Source organism: Bradyrhizobium sp. SZCCHNR1043 (assembly GCF_032489675.1).
GTDB lineage: Bacteria > Pseudomonadota > Alphaproteobacteria > Rhizobiales > Xanthobacteraceae > Bradyrhizobium.
On record NZ_JAUEYN010000004.1, the window covers coordinates 447,647 to 465,717 of the forward strand.

Genomic DNA, 18,071 nt, shown 5'->3' on the forward strand with positions numbered 1-18,071 from the left:
ACCTGCAAGGCCCGCATCGTGCGGGCCTTTTCTTTTGCGATCGGGTGAAACCGGCTAAAGCCTTCGCCATGCCGCAGCCGCTGTCCCGGATCGTCCATCAGCTCAAGAGCGAGCCGTCGCGCACGGGGTCGCTGATCATCACCGTGTTCGGCGACGCCATCGTGCCGCGGGGCGGCAGCGTTTGGCTCGGCACCTTGCTCGCCTTCTTCGAAGGGCTGGCCATCGACGGCGGCGTGGTGCGCACGGCGATGTCGCGGCTGACGGCGGAAGGCTGGTTCGAGCGCACCAGAATAGGCCGCAACAGCTTCTATCGCCTGACCCGTCGCGGCGAGCAGACCTTCGCCGGTGCCACCCGCCACATCTACGATTCGCCGCCGACGGAATGGAACGGCAGCTTCGAACTGCTGCTCATCGGCAGCGCCGATGATCGCGAGCAGGCGCGCGCCGCCCTGCGCGATGCCGGTTTCGGCAGCCCGCTGCCCGGCGTGTTCGTGGCCCCCGCGAGCATCGCCGTCCCTGACGCTGTGGAGGGTGCCATCCGCCTGCAGGCGTCGGCCGGCTCCGACATGGCACGGCGGCTGGTGGCCGAGAGTTGGGCGCTGGAGCGGACGGCGGAGGCGTACCGCAAGTTCACCGCCTCCTTTGCGCCGCTCAAGGACAGCATCGCGCGCGGCGAGGCGCTCTCCGCCGGCCAGGCCTTCACCGCGCGGATCCTGCTGATCCACCACTACCGGCGCATCGTGCTGCGCGATCCGCTGCTGCCGGCCGAGTTGCTGCCGGGGAATTGGCCGGGACGGCAGGCCCGGGCGCTGTGTGGCGAGATCTATCGGTTGCTGCTGCCGGGTTCCGAGCGCTGGCTCGACGCCCATGCGACCAACGATCAGGGCCCGTTGCCGGAGGCCGGCGCGGCGCTGCAGCGGCGTTTCGCCGACGTGCATGAGGCACCCTGATATATTACAGAATTCGATTGCACGGATAAAATATCGTTATATATTGGCGGCAACCAAGTCCTGGGAGGACGCCGCCGCATGTACACGCAGGCGCTCAATTCGCCCGAGGAGGGCAGCTTCGCCGAGGACGCTGGACGCGCCTCGCGCTTTCAGGCCCGCATCGATGCCGAGGAGCGCATCGAGCCCAATGACTGGATGCCGTCGGCCTATCGCAAGACGCTGATCCGGCAGATCTCCCAACACGCCCATTCCGAAATCGTCGGCATGCTGCCCGAGGGCAACTGGATCACGCGCGCGCCGAGCCTGCGCCGCAAGGCGGCGTTGCTCGCCAAGGTCCAGGACGAATGCGGCCATGGGCTGTATCTCTACGCCGCCGCCGAGACGCTCGGCGCCTCGCGCGAGGAGCTGGTCGATGCGATGCTGGCCGGCAAGGCGAAGTACTCCTCGATCTTCAACTATCCCACCCTGACCTGGGCGGATATCGGTGTGATCGGCTGGCTGGTCGACGGCGCCGCGATCATGAACCAGATTCCGTTGTGCCGCTGCTCCTATGGTCCCTATGCGCGCGCGATGATCCGCGTCTGCAAGGAGGAATCGTTCCATCAGCGGCAGGGCTACGAGATCATGCTGACGCTCTGCCGCGGCACCGCCGAGCAGAAGGCGATGGCGCAGGATGCGCTGAACAGGTGGTGGTGGCCGGTGCTGATGATGTTCGGCCCGCCCGACCAGGCCAGCCAGCACAGCGACACCTCGACGAAGTGGAAGATCAAGCGCTTCTCGAATGACGAGCTGCGCCAGAAGTTCATCGATGCCACCGTGCCGCAGGCGCAGTATCTTGGGCTCACCATTCCTGATCCCGAGATGAAGCAGGACGAGCAGGGCCATTGGCGCCACGGCCCGATCGACTGGAACGAGTTCAAGCAGGTGCTGGCCGGTAACGGCCCGTGCAACCGCGACCGGATGGCGGCGCGCCGCAAGGCGCATGCCGACGGCGCCTGGGTGCGCGAGGCCGCCGCGGCCTATGCAGAGAAGCGCGCGCGGCGCCAGATGGCGCAAGCGGCCGAATAGCAGGGAGATCGAAATGGCGACGCCGAACACGCCGTTGTGGGAGGTCTTCATCCGCAGCCGCAACGGGCTCGCGCACAAGCATTGCGGCTCGCTGCATGCGCCGGATGCGACCATGGCGCTGCAGGCCGCGCGCGACATCTACACCCGCCGCGGCGAGGGTCTGTCGATCTGGGTGGTGCCGTCGAGCGCGATCACCGCGTCCGATCCCGCCGACAAGGGCATGATGTTCGAGCCGGCGGAGTCGAAGATCTATCGCCACCCGACGTTCTACGAGGTGCCCGAGGAAGTCGGGCATATGTGATCGGCTGAGGATCTCAGCCGTCGTCATTGCGAGCGCAGCGAAGCAATCCAGACTGCCTGCTCGGATGAATCCCTGGATTGCTTCGCTGCGCCCGCAATGACGGAGTTCGTGGCGGGCTGATCGGATCACAACCATGACCGCACCCTCGATCACCGTCTCCGAAACGCCGCTGGTGCTCTACACCTTGCGCCGCGCCGACGATGCGCTGATCCTCGGCCATCGCCTCTCCGAATGGTGCGGCCATGCGCCGATGCTGGAAGAGGACATGGCGCTGTCCAACATGGCGCTCGACCTGATCGGCCAGGCGCGCGAGCTCTATGGCTACGCCGCCAAGGTCGAGGGCTGCGACAACGACGAGGACAAGCTCGCTTATCTCCGCGACGTCAGACAGTACCGTAACCTGCTGCTGGTCGAACGCCCGAATGGTGACTTCGCGCATACGATGGTGCGCCAGCTCTTCTACGCGGCGTTCGCCGATCTCTATTGGCGGGGCATGATGGGCTCCACCGATGCGACGCTGGCGGCGATCGCGGCCAAGTCTGAGAAGGAATGCGCCTATCATCTGCGCCATGCCAGCGAATGGGTGATCCGGCTCGGTGACGGCACCGACGAAAGCCACCGCCGCGGGCAGGCTGCGATCGACGATCTCTGGGCCTATACGGGAGAGATGTTCAGTGTCGACGATGCGGAGCGCGGCCTGATCGATGCCGGCATCGCGATCGATCCGACGATGCTGCTGCCGGAATGGCTGTCGATCGTCTCGCATGTCGCGCGTGAGGCGACCTTGGTGCTGCCGGAGAACGACTGGATGCAGCAGGGCGGCCGCGACGGGCGTCACAGCGAGCATCTCGGCCATCTCCTCAGCGAGCTGCAATACATGCAGCGCAGCTTCCCCGGTGCGTCGTGGTAGTCGCCGAATTGAGCCCGGCTGAGCTGCGCCAGCGTGCCTGGGAGGCGGCGGCGTCGGTGGTCGATCCGGAAATCCCGGTGCTGACGATCGACGATCTCGGCGTGCTGCGCGAGGTCGAGGTGGTCGGGGAACGGGTCGACGTCGCGATCACGCCGACCTATTCCGGTTGCCCGGCGATGAACATGATCGCGCTCGAGATCGAGCTGGCGCTGGAGCGAGCCGGCTTCCGCGAGGCCAGCGTGCGCACTGTGCTGTCGCCGGCCTGGACCACGGACTGGATGAGCGAGCAGGGTCGCCGCAAGTTGCGGGAGTACGGCATCGCGCCGCCGCAGCCGTCGAGCGGCCGGCGCGCGCTGTTTGGCGTGGCCGAGGTTGCGTGTCCGCAATGCGGATCCGTCGACACCGAGCAACTCGCCGAGTTCGGCTCGACCTCGTGCAAGGCGCTGTGGCGCTGCAGATCGTGCCGCGAGCCGTTCGATTATTTCAAGTGCCACTGATGCCACAGCCGTCATTGCGAGCGAAGCGAAGCAATCCAGGGCCACGCCCGGAGCCCTGGATTGCTTCGTCGCTTCGCTCCTCGCAATGACGGGAGGATGAACCCGATGTCGACAACGCCACGCTTCCATCGTCTCGCCGTCCGTGACCTGCGCCGGGAGGCGCCCGATGCGGTGTCGCTGACCTTTGCGATTCCGAACGAGCTTGCCGATGACTATCGCTTCGCGCCAGGGCAATACCTCACGCTCAAGACCACGCTCGGCGGCGAGGAGGTCCGGCGCTCCTATTCGATCTGCTCCGGTCCCGATGACGACGAGATCCGGATCGCCGTGAAGCGTGTCGATGGCGGCGCATTCTCCAGCTTCGTCACCGACGAATTGAGGCGCGGCGACGAGATCGACGTCATGACGCCGACCGGCCGTTTTGGCGTGGCACTGCAGCCTGAGGCCGCGCGGACTCACGTCGGCCTTGCCGCCGGCTCCGGGATCACGCCGATCCTCTCGATCGTGAAAGCCGTGCTGGCGCGGGAGCCGCACAGCCGCTTCTTCCTGTTCTACGGCAACCGCACCACCGCAGGCATGCTGTTCCGCGAACAGCTCGAGGAGCTGAAGGATCGCTTCCTCGACCGCTTCTCGGTGTTCCACGTCATCTCCGGTGAGGAGCAGGATCTGCCGATCCTGCACGGCCGGCTCGACGGCGAGAAGGTGCGCGTGCTGCTGCGTTCGCTGGTGCCGGCCGAGAGCATCGATCATATCTTCATCTGCGGCCCCACCGGCATGAGCGAGGACATCGCGGCCACCTGCCGCGCGCTCGGCATCGCTGACGAGCGCGTCCATGTCGAGCGCTTCGTCTCGGGCGCCGGCGGCAAGCCGCGGCCGAAAGCTGTTGTGCCTGATACGGCGCCCCCCAAGGCGATCGCCGCGCTGATCATCGACGGCAAGCGCCGCGAGGTCCCGGTCGCCGACGGCGAGGCCATTCTCGACGCCGCGCTTCGCGCCGGTGTGGACTTGCCCTTCGCCTGCAAGGGCGGCATGTGCTCGACCTGCCGCGCCAAGCTGGTGGAGGGGAGAGCGGAGATGGAGCTGAACTACTCGCTGGAGCCATGGGAGCTGCAGGCTGGCTTTGTGCTCACGTGCCAGGCCAGGCCGGTGACGGAGCGCGTGGTGGTGGACTACGATCATGTGTGAGGTAGTGGCCGCGAAATTTCGACTGCTGATCGAGGCTGATGTGAGCACGCTCGCTCGGCTCGCTCGCTGCACCTCGCCCCGCTTGCGGGGAGAGGTCGGATTGCATCGTTAGATGCAATCCGGGTGAGGGGACTCTCCGCGAGTTCGGTGCGTGGAGAGTCCCCCTCACCCCAACCCTCTCCCCGCAGGCGGGGCGAGGGAGCTCACTGTCATCGGCGCTCAACCTCGATTCATCTCTGAACGGCTACCCCACCGGCCGCTTGTCCTTGATCCGTTTCGCCTTGCCGGCCGAGCGCTCCAGCGTGTCGGGCGGGACGACTTTCACCTTTGCCGTGAGGCCGATGGTGTTCTTGATGTGGATGGAGATGCGCTCGGCATGCGCGCCGAGGCCGGTCTCGTCCCAATGCTCCGGTCGCGACTCCGCGTAGATCGTCAGCTCGTCCATGCGGCCCTCGCGCGTCAGCTCCAACATGAAATGGCCGCCGCACCATTCGGTCGACAGCAGGATCTCCTCGATCTGTGACGGGAACAGGTTGACGCCGCGCAGGATGATCATGTCATCGGAGCGGCCCGTGACCTTCTCCATCCGTCGCATGCCCGGCCGCGCGGTGCCCGGCAGCAGCCGGGTCAGATCGCGGGTGCGATAGCGGATGACGGGGAAGGCCTCCTTGGTCAACGAGGTGAACACCAGTTCGCCCATCTCGCCGTCGGGCAGCACCTTGCCGGTGTCGGGATCGACGATCTCCGGATAGAAGTGATCCTCCCAGATGTGCAGTCCGTCCTTGGTTTCCAGGCATTCCTGCGCCACGCCAGGGCCGATCACCTCGGACAGGCCGTAGATGTCGGTGGCATCCATCGCAAATGCGTCCTCGATCTCGGCGCGCATTGCATTGGTCCATGGCTCGGCGCCGAAGATGCCGATCCTGAGCGAACTCTGCCGCGGATCGAGGCCCTGACGCTTGAACTCGTCGAGGATTGCCAGCATGTAGCTTGGCGTCACGGTGATGATGTCAGGGCGGAAATCATTGATCAGCTGCACCTGCCGCTCGGTCATGCCGCCGGAGATCGGCACCACCGTGCAGCCGAGCTGCTCGGCGCCGTAGTGGACGCCGAGGCCGCCGGTGAACAGGCCGTAGCCATAGGCGTTGTGGATGATCATGCCGCTGCGGCCGCCGGCGGCGCGGATCGAGCGTGCCATCACGGCCGACCAGGTCGCGATGTCGTTGCGGGTATAGCCGACCACGATCGGCTTGCCGGTCGTGCCCGAGGAGGCGTGCACCCGTACCAGTTGCTCGCGCGGCACGGCGAACATGTTGAACGGGTAATTGTCGCGCAGGTCGGTCTTCACCGTGAACGGAAACTTGCCCAGATCGGCAAGCTCGCGGAAATCCGACGGATGCACGCCGGCCTTGTCGAAAGCCTGGCGGTAATGGGCGACGTTGTCGTAGGCGTGCTTGAGCGACCAGGCGAGCCGGCGGGTCTGCAGCGCCATGATCTCGTCGCGCGAGGCCCGCTCGGTTTCGTCCATCTCGGGAACGTAGCTGCCGGTCGATTGAAGCTTGGTCGATGTCATGGTCAGGTCCTCCGGCGGGGGCGCGGGGCGATAGGGAAGCGGATCAGCTCGCGGCGGCCGGGACCAGCGTGCCGCCGATGCTGCGCGAATGGCCGCGGAATTCGGCGATCACCGTGTCGCCTGCCGTAACGCGGACATCATAGATGCCGGAGCGCCCGCTGCGCGACACCTCGTGCGCGCGGGCAAGCAGAACGTCGCCGAGCTTGCCGGGGCGGATGAAGCTGATGCTGCCCTGTGCGGCCACGGTGCGGTCGTTGTGCGAGTTGCAGGCGAATGCGAAGGCGGAATCGGCCAGCGTGAAGATGAAGCCGCCATGGGCGATGCCATGGCCGTTGACCATGTGAGGCTGCACTTGCATCTGCAGGGTGGCGCGTCCGGGGCCGATCTCGACGATGTGCATGCCGAGCCCCTGGCTGGCGCGATCATCCTGCCACATCGCGTCGGCGCAGGCGCGGGCGAGAGCGTCGGGGGAAAGTGTCGCCACGCCGCTCACCGTGCGGCCTCCATGCATGCGCGATGCGTCGGCCACCCCTGAGGATGCGTTTCTGAAATCACGGCGTTCTCTCCCGTCGATGCTTGTTGGAACAAGCATTCTCATCTAGTTAGGTGCGACATCGTGGCAAATATTCTGCGCGCGTCAAGCGAAAGCGCTGCCTGCGCAACGCGCGTGTTGTCCGCAACCGGAAGGATTCCTGAACGTGCCCGAAGCCGCCAATCTGGCCGTGATGGCCGGTCTCATGATCGGCCTGATCTATGGCGTGGTCGGGCTGCTCAGCGGCTTCTGCATGATGAGCAGCCTGCGCGGCTGGTGGGCCGACGGCGACCGCCGGCTGGTGCGAACTTTCGCCCTGGCGATGGGCATCGCCATCGTCGCCACACAGCTGCTCGCGGCCAACGGGGCCGTCGATCTCGGCAAGTCGATCTATCTGCAGCCGACCTTCTCGGTGCCGCTGATGCTCTTGGGCGGTGTCCTGTTCGGCTACGGCATGGTGCTCGCCAACGGTTGCGGCTCGCGCGCGCTGGTGCTGCTCGGCCGCGGCAATTTGCGCTCCTTCGTCGTGGTGACGGTGCTGGCGATCGCAGCGGAGATGACGTTGAAGGGCCTGATCGCGCCGTTGCGCATCGCGCTGATGCAGGCCTCGCAGACCACGGCCGCGGCGACATCGCTTCCTGCGCTGCTGTCGGCCGGCGGCCTGCACGGTGCGCCAGCGCGCCTCTTGCCGGCGCTCGCGCTCGGCAGCGTGTTGATCGTGTTCGCCTTCGCGCATGCGCCGTTCCGGCGCGCACCGGGGCAGATGCTCGCCGGTCTCGTCGTCGGCCTGCTGGTCGCGGCCGGATGGTTTGCGACCGGCTATCTCGGCGCCGATGAGTTCAATCCGGTGCCGGTGGGCTCGCTCACCTTCGTCGCGCCGATCGCCGACGGCCTGCAATATGTGATGCTGTCGACCGGCTCGACGGTGAACTTCGGCATTGCAACGGTCGCTGGCGTGCTGGCGGGGAGTCTCGTGACGGCGCTGGTCACGCGCCGCTTCAAGCTCGAAGGTTTTCACTCGCCGAATCACATGCTGCGCTCGGTTGGCGGCGCCGCGCTGATGGGCATCGGCGGCGTGATGGCGCTGGGCTGCTCGGTCGGGCAGGGGCTCACGGGACTCTCCACTTTGGCGCTGCCATCGTTCGTTGCCATCACCGGCATTTTCATCGGCACGGCCGCAGGCCTGCGCGGCGCCTTGCGCGTGCGGCCGCTGAAGATGGAGCCGGAAGCGGCGCGTTAGCTCAGTCCGTCGCACGCGTGACGATGCGGATCTCCGACGTCAGCGTCCGGTGCACCGGGCACTTGTCGGCGATCTCCATCAGCTTCCTGCGCTGCTCCTCATCGAGCGCGCCGTCCATGTGGATCTCGCGCTCGAGCTGATCGATCAGCCCGACCTTGGTCTCGCACGCCGCGCAGTCCTCCGCATGGATCTTGTTGTGACGCAGGGTCACGGTGATCAGGTCGAGCGGCAGCAATTTGCGATCGGCATAGAGCCGCATCGTCATCGAGGTGCAGGCGCCGAGCGCCGCGAGCAGAAGGTCGTAGGGGCCCGGGCCGGTGTCCTGGCCGCCGACGGAGAGCGGCTCGTCTGCGGTGAGATGGTGGGGCCCGAGCGCGATGCTCTGCTGCAGCTTGCTCGCCCGCGTCTCGCGCACGACGACGTCGCGCGGGCCATCGGTGGCCGCCGGCTCGACCGGCGCCGGTGCGACGTAGCGGCCGGCCCAGCTCGCGATCACCTCGGCGATATAGGCGGCATCTAGCTTGCTGCTGATGAGATGATCGGCGTGATCGAGCGAGATGAAGCTCTTCGGATGCTTGGCAGCGACGAAAATGTGGGTCGCGTTGTCGATGCCGACGGTCTCGTCGACAGGCGAGTGCATCACCAGCAGCGCCTTGTGCAGATGCTTGACCTTGTCGAGCAGGCGCTGCTCGGCGATGTCGTCGAGGAAGGAGCTGCTGATCCGGAACGGGCGCCCCGCGAGCGAGACCTCGGCCGAGCCGTCGCGGCGGATCGCCTCGAGGCCGTCCTTGAACATGTTGGTGACATGGCCCGGATCCGAAGGCGCGGCGATCGTCACGACGGCTTTCGCATCGGGAATGTCGCCGGCGGCCGCCAGCACGGCGGCGCCGCCGAGGCTGTGGCCGATCAGGATCGCCGGCGCCTGTCGGGTCTCGCGCAGATGATTGGCGGCGCGGACAAGATCGGCGACGTTGGAGGAGAACGTCGTGTTGGCGAAGTCGCCTTCGCTGGAGCCGAGGCCGGTGAAGTCGAACCGCAGCACGGCGATGCCATGCGCCGTCAGCGCCATGGCGATGCGCCGCGCCGCATGCGTGTCCTTGCCGCAGGAGAAGCAATGCGCGAACAGCGCGTAAGCGCGCGGCGAACCGTTGGGCAGGTCGAGCGCAGCGGCAAGCTGCTCGCCGCTTGCGCCTTCAAACTGGAAACGTTCGGTCGGCATATTGTGCCCCATTCGTCGCGTCTTCACTGCACATCGTCATACAACAGATATGGCCATACGCGCAGACATGATGGCGCATTCTCGCGGCCCTGCAACGGCCCGAGCTTTGCGGATCTTTGCCCCTCTGCAATCGAGAGGGCGCAGGGAAGGTCGGGAGCCTGCCGCCCCCATGGCCCGCCTGCGGAAAAAAATGCAGGCGGCAGAACCACAGGTACGGCTGAGGACATCCCGGCCTTCCCTGCGCAATGGTTGGAACGGCTTATACGTGCTCTCTCCGGGGAACGGCTGTCTTGCCCCCGTCATCGCGATGCGCGTCATCCGCACCACGACTTGACGCCAGCACCGCGGCGCCGAGACCACACGATTTCGCCGTGCGCACCGGATCGTTCGTCCGCATGGAAGACCACGCTGCAACCCGTTGCGCCCACCGCATCCCGCGCTCCACGTCCGTGACGATCGCGATACGCCCCTCTGCAACGAGGCGGGATGGCGGTTAATAAATCACGATTTTCAGAAATATGCAAGGGGGATATTTCTGGGCCGGGGGGCCGGGCAAGCATCAATCGCGCACGCGACGCAGCAATGATCAGTCTCGCGGAGGCAGAAGCTCGATCTCCTGTTCGCCGTGCCGGATCGCTGTCGGCAGGTCTTGCGCGACGAGGTCGGAAATCCATTGGACGAGCGCGGGCAGGGCTTCGTCCTTCGCGCGCCGACGAAGTCCAGGCAAGTCCCGCTCGTGCGCGGTGCCGACTTTGATGTTGAGACGCTCATAAGGAATGTCGCCGTCCGGCGGCCGATATCGCGCATCGAACAGACGCCTGCCGTGGCTTCGAACGAGGTGGATGCGAATGCCGCCGAGATCTCTTGCGGTCAGTGCGGCGAGGATGACGCTCGGCTTGAGAAGATACCCGTAGCCCTTGGGGATCTTGCCGGTTTCTGAGGTGAACTCCATGCGATATCTCTGGCAGGTTCGGAAACTGAGCCCGTAGGGTGGGCAAAGCGGAGCGTGCCCACCATTCTTTTCTTTTCAGCTTCATTTCAGTGGCGACGGCGGTGGGCACGACGCTTCGCGTCTTTGCCCACCCTACGGCTCCGCTCGCTCGGCGCCACGGAAGCCCGTCAGTCCGAATAGCGCTGCTCGGCCCAGGGATCGCCGCGGTTGTGATAGCCGCGCACCTCCCAATAGCCGGGCGCATCCTTGTCTAGGAATTCGATCGCCTTCAGCCATTTTGCGCTCTTCCAGAAATACAGATGCGGCACGACGATGCGGACCGGGCCGCCATGCTCCTGGGTGAGCGGCGCGCCGGACCAGCTATGCGCGAGCAGGGCGTCCTCGGCGGCGAAGTCCTCCAGTGCGAGATTGGTCGTGTAGCCGTCGTAGGAATGCAGCACGACGAAATCGGTTGTGTCGCGCGGCCGGCAGGCGGCAAGCAGGTCGCGCGTCGCAAGCCCTTCCCATTGATTGTCGTAGCGCGACCAGGTCGTCACGCAATGAATGTCGGATGTGAACTGGCGCTGCTCCTGGGAGAGGAAGGCGGAGAAATCCCAGAACAGAGGATTTTCCACCGCGCCATAGACGTCGAGCCGCCAGCGCTCTGATGTGACCGAGGGCGTCAGGCCGAGATCGAGCACCGGCCAGTCGCGGGTCAGATGCTGGCCCGGCGGCAGGCGCTGGTCCTCGGGCCGCACGATCCGGCCGGTCAGGAATTTGCCCTCGTGAGCCCAGCGCTCCTTGCTGCGGGTCAGCTTGCTCTCGGGCGGTAGCCCGGACTCGTCAGCCATGACGGCACCTCATCCGTGGTGGCAGCTCATTCATGGCGGTGCATCGCCGACGCATGCTTGGTGTCACGCATGGTCGCATAGATCAATAGCGACGTGAAGATCACGCCCGTGAGATAATAATAGAACCAGGTCTCGTGCCCAATGCTCTTGAAGTAGAGCGCGATAGCCGGTGCGGTGCCGCCGAACAGCGAGACGGTGATCGCGTAGGGCAGGCCGACACCGAGCGCACGGACATTGGTCGGAAACAGCTCGGCCTTCACCACCGCGTTGATCGAGGTGTAGCCGGCCGTGAAGATCCAGGCGCCGCAGATCAGCAGGAAAGCTGTGAACGGCTCCTTGGTGCCCTGCAGCACGGTCAGAATCGGGATCGTCGCCAGCGTGCCGGCGACGCCGAAGAAGATCAGCAGCGGCTTGCGGCCGATGCGATCGGAGATCGCGCCATAGAGCGGCTGTAGCACGCAGGCAAACAGCAGCGAGCCGAAGATCACCATCGTGGTCTGGTCCTCGGTGAGGCCGACCGACAGCTTGACGAAAGTCTGCATGTAGGTCGTGAAGGTGTAGAATGCCGCCGTGCCACCCGCGGTCAGGCCGACCACCAGCAGCAGCTCTCTCGGATATTTGAGCAGCGTGGTGATCGATCCCGACGGACTGACCGTCTTCTTTGCTTCCACGAAGGCCTCGGTTTCATGCAGGTTCCGCCGCATGACGGCGGTGAAGATGGCGAGGCCGGCGCCGATCGCAAATGGAATGCGCCAGCCCCATGCCTTGAGCTCCTCGGTTGTCAAGAACACCTTCTGCAGGAGCAGCAGCACGATGATCGCGGTGAGCTGGCCGCCGATCAGGGTGACGTATTGGAAGCTCGAATAGAAGCCGCGATGCTTGGCGTCGGCGACCTCGGACAGGTAGGTGGCGCTGGCGCCATACTCGCCGCCGAGGCTGAGGCCCTCGATGACGCGGGCGAGCGCCAGGATGATCGGCGCGGCGATGCCGATGGTGGCATAGGTCGGCGTCACCGCAATGATCAGCGAGCCGAAGCACATGCAGAGGACCGAGACGGTCAGCGACAGCCGCCGGCCATGGTGATCGGCGAGATAGCCGAACAGCCAGCCGCCGAGCGGGCGCATCAGGAAGGTCGCGGCGAACACGACCGCGGCGTTGAGCTGCTCGACGACCGGGTCCTTCGATGGAAAGAAGGCCGGCGCGAAATACAGCGCAAACGCCGTATAGGCATAGAAATCGTACCATTCGACCAGGTTGCCGGCCGAGCCGATCAGGATCGCCTTGATGCGGCGCTCGACGTCGCTGAACGTCGTGGCTTCTTCGGCAGGCTCGATCACCTGGTCAGTCATATCCGGTCTCCGGCAAGCGTGATTTGCGGCCCTTCTACGGCAGCAGCCCCGATTGCCACAGACGATAACGGACATGGGTCCCATGTTCAGCGCATGGAACTCTGCGCGCGTGCCACAAGCAGTGTCGAGGCGGGGGCGCATCACGCTGCGGCCCATCCTTCGAGACGCCCGCCTTCGGCGGGCTCCTCAGGATGAGGGGAATGACTTAGCCCTTCGGCGCGCGCGGATCGATCGGGGTCGAGCCGGCAACGCCGAGGACGTCCTCCAGCACCTTGGCGCCTGCGAGCAGCTTGGCGTCGGCGCGCGGCGCTGCGACCATTTGCAGTCCGACCGGAAGACCCGACGCCGTGAAGCCGCAGGGCAGCGACAGGGCTGGGCAACAGGCCAGCGTGATCGCGTAGACGATGCCGAGCCATTGCACGTAGTTGTCGAACTTATGCCCGGCGCATTCGGCGACGTAGCGGTTTTCGACCGGGAAGGGCGGTACGATGGTGGCCGGCGCCAGCAGCAGATCATAGGTCTCGAAGAACTTGACGGCGCGCGCGGTGATCGCCACGCGCTGCGCCTCGGCGCGCGCGATCTGCGCGACCGTGAGCTTCAGCCCTTCCTCGATGTTCCAGATCACCTCGGGCTTCAAGAGGTCGCGCTTGGTACGCAGCAGCTCCGCCTTGCTCATCGCGAAGTCGAGCGCGCGCAGCACGTGGAAGCATTCATGCGCCTCGCTGAAATCGGGATGCGCCTCCTCGACGATCACGCCGAGCTCGGCGAAGCGCTGCGCCGCCTTGCGGGTGACCGCAGCGACTTCCGGATCCACGGGCGTGATGCCAAGATCCGGAGAGTAGGCAACGCGGACCGGCTTCCTGCCGGAGCGCGCGGCGGCCAGGAACGACGTCGCAGGCGAGGGCAGCGAGATCGGATCCGCGGCGTGCTCGCCGCTCATCGCGTCGAGCAGCAGCGCGAGGTCCGCGACGTTGCGGGCCATCGGGCCCTGGATGGCGAGATTGCGGTCGATGGCCACCGCCGGCGTATGCGCGACGCGGCCGAAGCTCGGGCGCAGGCCGACGATGCCGCAGAAGCTCGCGGGGTTGCGCAGCGAGCCGCCCATGTCGGAGCCGTGCGCCAACCAGGCCATGCCGGTGGCAAGCGCCACCGCGGCGCCGCCGGAGGAGCCGGCCGCCGAGCGGGACGTGTCCCAGGGATTGCGCGTCGCGCCGAACACCTCGTTGAAGGTGTTGGCGCCGGCGCCGAACTCCGGCGTGTTCGACTTGGCGTAGATCACGCCGCCATTGGCTTCGAGATGCTCGACCATGAGATCAGAGCGTTCCGGAATCCGGTCCTTGAAGATCGGCGAGCCCTGGGTGGTGAGCACGCCGGCGACATCCGTGAGGTCCTTGATCGGGACGGGCAGCCCGGCGAGCATCCCGCGTTCGGCAACCGGCTTCTGCATCAGCGCCTTGGCGTGCTCGCGGGCGCGGTCGAAGCACAGGGTCGGCAGCGCGTTGACCTTGTCGTCGACGGCTGTGATGCGCGCTTCCAGTGCGTCGAGGCAATCGAGCGGGGTGACCTCGCCGGTCTTCAACTTGTCGACGACGGCGCAGGCGGTCTCGCGGATCAATCCCTGGTCGGCCAAAGTGCAGTTCTCCTGATTGGAAGCGTCCCGGCGCAAAGTCGTAGATCATGTTTCGGCCGACGTGGAAAGGTCGCGGCGATCAACCCCACCCTGCGCTGATGCCGCCGTCGACGGTATAGATCACGCCGGAGGTGTAGCCGGCACGGTCCGAGGCGAGGAACGCCATCAGGTCGGCGATCTCGCGCGGATGCGCGGGACGGCCGAGCGGCAGGCTTTTCTGGAATTCGGTGTAGCGGTGCTCGTCGCCGAACAGGTCGCGGGCGCGCGTCTTCAGCAGGGTGACGTGGCGGTCGGTGCCGACCGGTCCGGGATTGATGCCGACCACACGGATGTTGTCGGCGAGGCTCTTGGAGCCGAGCGCGCGGGTGAAGGCCATCAGCGCCGCATTGCCGGCGCTGCCGCAGATGTAGTTGGCGTCGAACTTCTCGCCGGCCGCGCCGATGTCGTTGATGATGACGCCGGCCCCGCGCGCCTTCATCTGCGCATAGACCAGGCGCGTCAGATTGATGAAGCCGAACACCTTCAGGTCCCAGGCATGCCGCCAGGCCGCCTCGTCGATCTTGTCGATCGCGCCGCCCGGGATGTCGCCGGCATTGTTGACGAGGATGTCGATATCGGAAGCGGCTTCGGCCAGCCGCGCGACGTCCTCGCTCTTGCGCAGGTCCACGACATGCGCGGCCGCATCGATCTGATGCTTCGATCGCAGCTGCTCGACCAGCGCCGCGAGCCGGTCGCCACTGCGCGCTGCAAGCCTGACGTGACAGCCTTCCTCGGCGAAGGCTTCGGCGGCTGCGGCACCGATCCCCTTGGACGCGCCGGTGATGAGAACGCGCTTGCCGCGCAGATGAAGGTCCATGGACGTGCTCGCTGGGATGGGTGAGGAGATAGGATTGTCTGGCGCGTCAGCCATGCGGTCAATCTTGCACCGCAGCGTTGCGCTTGGGCATGGTTTGGTTCATTCAGGCATTGGACATTTCAGCCGGGGGTACCGGCGTAAACGACCAAGGATCCGCTCGATGAGCAAGAAGCCCTATCGCATCGCAGTCATTCCCGGCGACGGCATCGGCAAGGAGGTCATGCCCGAGGGCATTCGCGTGATCGAGGCGGCGGCCAAGAAGCACGGCGTCGCGGTGCAGTTCGATCATTTCGACTTCTCGAGCTACGACTATTACGAGAAGCACGGCCAGATGATGCCGGACGACTGGAAGGCGCAGATCGGCGGCCATGACGCGATCTATTTCGGCGCCGTCGGCTGGCCCGCCAAGATCGCAGACCACGTGTCGCTGTGGGGCTCGCTGATCAAGTTCCGCCGCGAGTTCGATCAGTACGTCAATCTGCGTCCCGTGCGGCTGATGCCGGGCGTGCCGTCGCCGCTGGCGGGCCGCAAGCCCGGCGACATCGATTTCTGGGTGGTGCGCGAGAACACCGAAGGCGAATACTCCTCGGTCGGCGGCCGCATGTTCCCGGACACCGATCGCGAGTTCGTCACCCAGCAGACGGTGATGACCCGCACCGGCGTCGACCGCATCCTGAAGTTTGCCTTCGAGCTCGCGCAATCCCGGCCGAAGAAGCACCTGACCTCGGCGACGAAGTCCAACGGCATTTCGATCACGATGCCTTACTGGGACGAGCGCGTCGAGGCGATGGCGAAGAACTATCCGGGCGTGAAGTGGGACAAGTACCACATCGACATCCTCACCGCGAACTTCGTGCTGCACCCGGACTGGTTCGACGTCGTCGTCGGCTCCAACCTGTTCGGCGACATCCTGTCCGATTTGGGACCTGCCTGCACCGGCACGATCGGCATCGCGCCGTCGGGCAACATCAATCCCGAGCGCAATTTCCCGTCGGTGTTCGAGCCGGTGCACGGCTCGGCGCCCGATATCGCAGGGCAGGGGATTGCCAACCCGATCGGCATGATCTGGTCGGGCGCGATGATGCTGGAGCATCTGGGAGAGAAGACTGCAGCGCAGTCGATCGTCGGCGCGATCGAGCGGACGCTGGCCGAGCGGACGCTGCGCACGCGGGATCTGGGCGGCAACGCCGATACGGTGGCGTGCGGCAAGGCCGTCGCAGACATGGTGGACTAGTCGCCGCTATTTGCTCGATGTCGCCCCGGCGAACGCCGGGGCCCATAACCACCGGCCGTCATTGTAGCCGCCGATATCTGCCACCGCGCGCCACAGATAAATCACGCGGTATGGGTCCCGGCGTTCGCCGGGACGACGGTGGGGGGGGGGGGCGGCAGCTCGATCAACATCGTCATTGCGAGGAGCGTAGCGACGAAGCAATCCAGGGCCGTCGCGGGGACTCTGGATTGCTTCGCTTCGCTCGCAATGACGAAGGAGAGAGCCGTAGGGTGAGCAAAGGCGCGGCTCTGCTGCATCCTCGCATGAGATCGCGGTGGCGCCGTGCCCACCGTCTTGCCGCGTACGCGCTGATCGACGGTGGGCACGCTGCCGCCTAGCGGCGGCCGCTTTGCCCACCCTACGCGTCAACAACTACTTCTTCGCCACCCTGCGGCAGTGCTCCCAAGCGGCGTGGATCAGGTTCTCGCTGGCTTCCGGCGTGCGGAACGCCGAATGCGCCGACAGCGTCACGTTGGGGATGGTGGTCAGTACGTGACCGGCGGGCAGCGGCTCGGTGTTGAAGACGTCGAGGCCGGCGTGGCGGATGTGGCCGGAGCGCAGGGCGTCGATCATCGCTGCTTCGTCGACGATGGCCGCGCGGGCGGTGTTCACGAAGATCACGCCCGGCCGCATCTGCGCGATGCGGTCGCGGGACAGGAAGCCGCGGGTCTCGTCGTTGAGCAGGAGATGCAGCGAGACGACGTGGCTCTCCTTGAGCAGCGTGTCGAGATCGACGAACTCCACGCCCGGATGACTCTTCGGCGAGCGGTTCCAGGCGATCACCTTCATGCCGCCGCCGGACGCGATGCGCGCGACTTCCGCGGCGATGCCGCCGAAGCCGATCAGGCCGAGGGTCTTGCCGGTCAACTGCATGCCGTCGTCGCGCAGCCAGTTGCCGGCGCGCATCTCGCGGTCCATCTGCGCGATGCCGCGGGCCGAGGCCCACATCAGCGCGATCGCTGCTTCTGCCACCGCCGTATCGCCATAGCCCTTGATCAGGTGCACGGTGATGCCGAGATCGGCCAGCTCCTCCGGATTCATGTAGCTGCGCGCGCCGGTGCCGAGGAACACGACGTGCTTGAGCCCCTTGCACTGCTTCGCGACCTCGGTGGGCAGGGCGGTGTGATCGACCACGCCGATCTCGGCGCCATCGAGAATGGCGGGCCAGTCGTCCGGCTTGATGTCCGGATCGAGATGCACGCGCATCTCGGGATCGCCCGATTTGCGCTGCCGCTCGAAAATCTCGGCAAGCGACTCGTTGGCGTCGATGAAAACTCCGCGCACGTGATGGTCTCCTTTCGGGATGTGCCGAGCAGTCGCGCCGACGAAGCTGTGCTCCCTCCCCCTTGTGGGGGAGGGTTGGGGAGGGGGAGCCCCGGGCGACACCGCCGTTGTGGACCCCCATGTTCCTGCAGGAGGTCGCCGGCACCCGGCGGGCCGATCTCGTCCGGCTCATCATCGCGGAAGGGCCGCGCTTTCCGGCCATTGCCGATTTCTATTATCGCGAGGTCGTCTCCCGCGGTCTCGCGGCCATGCGCGCGCTGATCCAGTTGGCGATCACGCGCGGCGAGATCCGCGAGCCCAAGCTGGTGCAACACCCGCAATTGATGATCGCGCCAATGATGGTCGCGGTGCTGTGGAAGAGCCTGTTCGAGCGACATGCGCCGCTCGACGCCGAAGCGATGCTGCAGACCCATCTCGATCTG

17 protein-coding genes and 1 pseudogene are annotated in these 18,071 nt (G+C 65.9%); 9 read left to right on the plus strand and 9 right to left on the minus strand.

Going from position 1 to position 18,071, the window contains the following annotated elements; all coding sequences use genetic code 11:
• Positions 1-68: 68 nt before the first annotated feature.
• From paaX to paaE, 6 genes are all read left to right on the plus strand, one after another.
• Positions 69-950, plus strand: a complete 882-nt coding sequence (gene paaX, locus QX039_RS09630; protein WP_315772470.1) for a phenylacetic acid degradation operon negative regulatory protein PaaX — start codon at positions 69-71, stop codon at positions 948-950.
• Positions 951-1,028: 78 nt separating this feature from the next.
• A complete protein-coding gene (gene paaA, locus QX039_RS09635; protein ID WP_315772472.1) occupies positions 1,029-2,018 on the plus strand; it encodes a 1,2-phenylacetyl-CoA epoxidase subunit PaaA in 990 nt (329 codons plus the stop codon).
• Between the two features lie 13 nt (positions 2,019-2,031).
• Positions 2,032-2,319, plus strand: coding sequence for a 1,2-phenylacetyl-CoA epoxidase subunit PaaB (gene paaB, locus QX039_RS09640; protein ID WP_315737209.1), 288 nt, complete (start codon positions 2,032-2,034; stop codon positions 2,317-2,319).
• Positions 2,320-2,452: 133 nt separating this feature from the next.
• Positions 2,453-3,229 (plus strand): 1,2-phenylacetyl-CoA epoxidase subunit PaaC, encoded by a 777-nt coding sequence (gene paaC, locus QX039_RS09645; RefSeq protein ID WP_315772473.1) that lies wholly within the window; start codon positions 2,453-2,455, stop codon positions 3,227-3,229.
• Positions 3,223-3,726: a 1,2-phenylacetyl-CoA epoxidase subunit PaaD gene (gene paaD, locus QX039_RS09650; protein ID WP_315772475.1), complete on the plus strand. Its 504-nt coding sequence runs from the start codon at positions 3,223-3,225 to the stop codon at positions 3,724-3,726. Before paaC ends, paaD begins: the two co-directional genes overlap by 7 nt.
• 105 nt (positions 3,727-3,831) lie before the next feature.
• A complete protein-coding gene (gene paaE, locus QX039_RS09655) occupies positions 3,832-4,911 on the plus strand; it encodes a 1,2-phenylacetyl-CoA epoxidase subunit PaaE (RefSeq protein WP_315772477.1) in 1,080 nt (359 codons plus the stop codon).
• A gap of 244 nt (positions 4,912-5,155) precedes the next feature.
• Here paaE and paaK read toward each other — a convergent pair whose 3' ends face one another.
• The gene (paaK, locus tag QX039_RS09660; protein WP_315737213.1) at positions 5,156-6,484 is read right to left on the minus strand and encodes a phenylacetate--CoA ligase PaaK; all 1,329 of its coding nucleotides are present in this window, start codon (positions 6,482-6,484) and stop codon (positions 5,156-5,158) included.
• Between the two features lie 43 nt (positions 6,485-6,527).
• On the minus strand, positions 6,528-6,995 hold the full coding sequence (gene paaI, locus QX039_RS09665) for a hydroxyphenylacetyl-CoA thioesterase PaaI (protein ID WP_409998887.1): 468 nt from the start codon (positions 6,993-6,995) through the stop codon (positions 6,528-6,530).
• A 214-nt stretch (positions 6,996-7,209) separates the two neighbouring features.
• Between paaI and QX039_RS09670 the strand changes: the two genes are divergently transcribed.
• A complete protein-coding gene (locus QX039_RS09670; RefSeq protein ID WP_315772566.1) occupies positions 7,210-8,256 on the plus strand; it encodes a YeeE/YedE family protein in 1,047 nt (348 codons plus the stop codon).
• Position 8,257: 1 nt separating this feature from the next.
• Here QX039_RS09670 and QX039_RS09675 read toward each other — a convergent pair whose 3' ends face one another.
• The 6 genes from QX039_RS09675 to QX039_RS09700 form a co-directional block, all read right to left on the minus strand.
• Positions 8,258-9,475 (minus strand): bifunctional alpha/beta hydrolase/OsmC family protein, encoded by a 1,218-nt coding sequence (locus QX039_RS09675; protein ID WP_315772479.1) that lies wholly within the window; start codon positions 9,473-9,475, stop codon positions 8,258-8,260.
• A 586-nt stretch (positions 9,476-10,061) separates the two neighbouring features.
• Positions 10,062-10,427, minus strand: coding sequence for a hypothetical protein (locus QX039_RS09680; RefSeq protein ID WP_315737216.1), 366 nt, complete (start codon positions 10,425-10,427; stop codon positions 10,062-10,064).
• Positions 10,428-10,594: 167 nt separating this feature from the next.
• Entirely contained in the window at positions 10,595-11,257 is a 663-nt protein-coding gene (locus QX039_RS09685) for a sulfite oxidase-like oxidoreductase (protein WP_315737217.1), read from the minus strand.
• 26 nt (positions 11,258-11,283) lie between these two features.
• A complete protein-coding gene (locus QX039_RS09690; RefSeq protein WP_315737218.1) occupies positions 11,284-12,606 on the minus strand; it encodes an MFS transporter in 1,323 nt (440 codons plus the stop codon).
• Positions 12,607-12,811: 205 nt separating this feature from the next.
• Positions 12,812-14,236: an amidase gene (locus QX039_RS09695; protein WP_315737219.1), complete on the minus strand. Its 1,425-nt coding sequence runs from the start codon at positions 14,234-14,236 to the stop codon at positions 12,812-12,814.
• Positions 14,237-14,315: 79 nt separating this feature from the next.
• On the minus strand, positions 14,316-15,092 hold the full coding sequence (locus tag QX039_RS09700; protein ID WP_315737220.1) for an SDR family oxidoreductase: 777 nt from the start codon (positions 15,090-15,092) through the stop codon (positions 14,316-14,318).
• A gap of 160 nt (positions 15,093-15,252) precedes the next feature.
• On the opposite strand from QX039_RS09700, the gene QX039_RS09705 reads away from it, so the two are divergent.
• Entirely contained in the window at positions 15,253-16,326 is a 1,074-nt protein-coding gene (locus QX039_RS09705) for a tartrate dehydrogenase (protein ID WP_315737221.1), read from the plus strand.
• Between the two features lie 411 nt (positions 16,327-16,737).
• Here the strand turns inward: QX039_RS09705 and QX039_RS09710 are convergent, their stop codons facing one another.
• Positions 16,738-17,649 carry an NAD(P)-dependent oxidoreductase gene (locus QX039_RS09710; protein WP_315737222.1) on the minus strand — a complete coding sequence of 304 codons (912 nt, stop codon included), beginning with the start codon at positions 17,647-17,649 and terminating at the stop codon, positions 16,738-16,740.
• A 41-nt stretch (positions 17,650-17,690) separates the two neighbouring features.
• On the opposite strand from QX039_RS09710, the pseudogene QX039_RS09715 reads away from it, so the two are divergent.
• Positions 17,691-18,071: pseudogene (locus tag QX039_RS09715) on the plus strand (TetR-like C-terminal domain-containing protein); the annotation flags it as partial.

Coding starts and splice junctions, on each gene's coding strand:
- QX039_RS09675 (WP_315772479.1), bottom strand. CDS start 9,475: ATGCCGACCGAACGTTTCCAGTTTGAAGGCGCAAGCGGCGAGCAGCTT.
- paaE (WP_315772477.1), top strand. CDS start 3,832: ATGTCGACAACGCCACGCTTCCATCGTCTCGCCGTCCGTGACCTGCGC.
- QX039_RS09670 (WP_315772566.1), top strand. CDS start 7,210: ATGGCCGGTCTCATGATCGGCCTGATCTATGGCGTGGTCGGGCTGCTC.
- paaI (WP_409998887.1), bottom strand. CDS start 6,995: ATGCATGGAGGCCGCACGGTGAGCGGCGTGGCGACACTTTCCCCCGAC.
- paaK (WP_315737213.1), bottom strand. CDS start 6,484: ATGACATCGACCAAGCTTCAATCGACCGGCAGCTACGTTCCCGAGATG.
- QX039_RS09690 (WP_315737218.1), bottom strand. CDS start 12,606: ATGACTGACCAGGTGATCGAGCCTGCCGAAGAAGCCACGACGTTCAGC.
- paaC (WP_315772473.1), top strand. CDS start 2,453: ATGACCGCACCCTCGATCACCGTCTCCGAAACGCCGCTGGTGCTCTAC.
- paaB (WP_315737209.1), top strand. CDS start 2,032: ATGGCGACGCCGAACACGCCGTTGTGGGAGGTCTTCATCCGCAGCCGC.
- QX039_RS09680 (WP_315737216.1), bottom strand. CDS start 10,427: ATGGAGTTCACCTCAGAAACCGGCAAGATCCCCAAGGGCTACGGGTAT.
- QX039_RS09685 (WP_315737217.1), bottom strand. CDS start 11,257: ATGGCTGACGAGTCCGGGCTACCGCCCGAGAGCAAGCTGACCCGCAGC.
- paaA (WP_315772472.1), top strand. CDS start 1,029: ATGTACACGCAGGCGCTCAATTCGCCCGAGGAGGGCAGCTTCGCCGAG.
- QX039_RS09700 (WP_315737220.1), bottom strand. CDS start 15,092: ATGGACCTTCATCTGCGCGGCAAGCGCGTTCTCATCACCGGCGCGTCC.
- QX039_RS09705 (WP_315737221.1), top strand. CDS start 15,253: ATGAGCAAGAAGCCCTATCGCATCGCAGTCATTCCCGGCGACGGCATC.
- paaX (WP_315772470.1), top strand. CDS start 69: ATGCCGCAGCCGCTGTCCCGGATCGTCCATCAGCTCAAGAGCGAGCCG.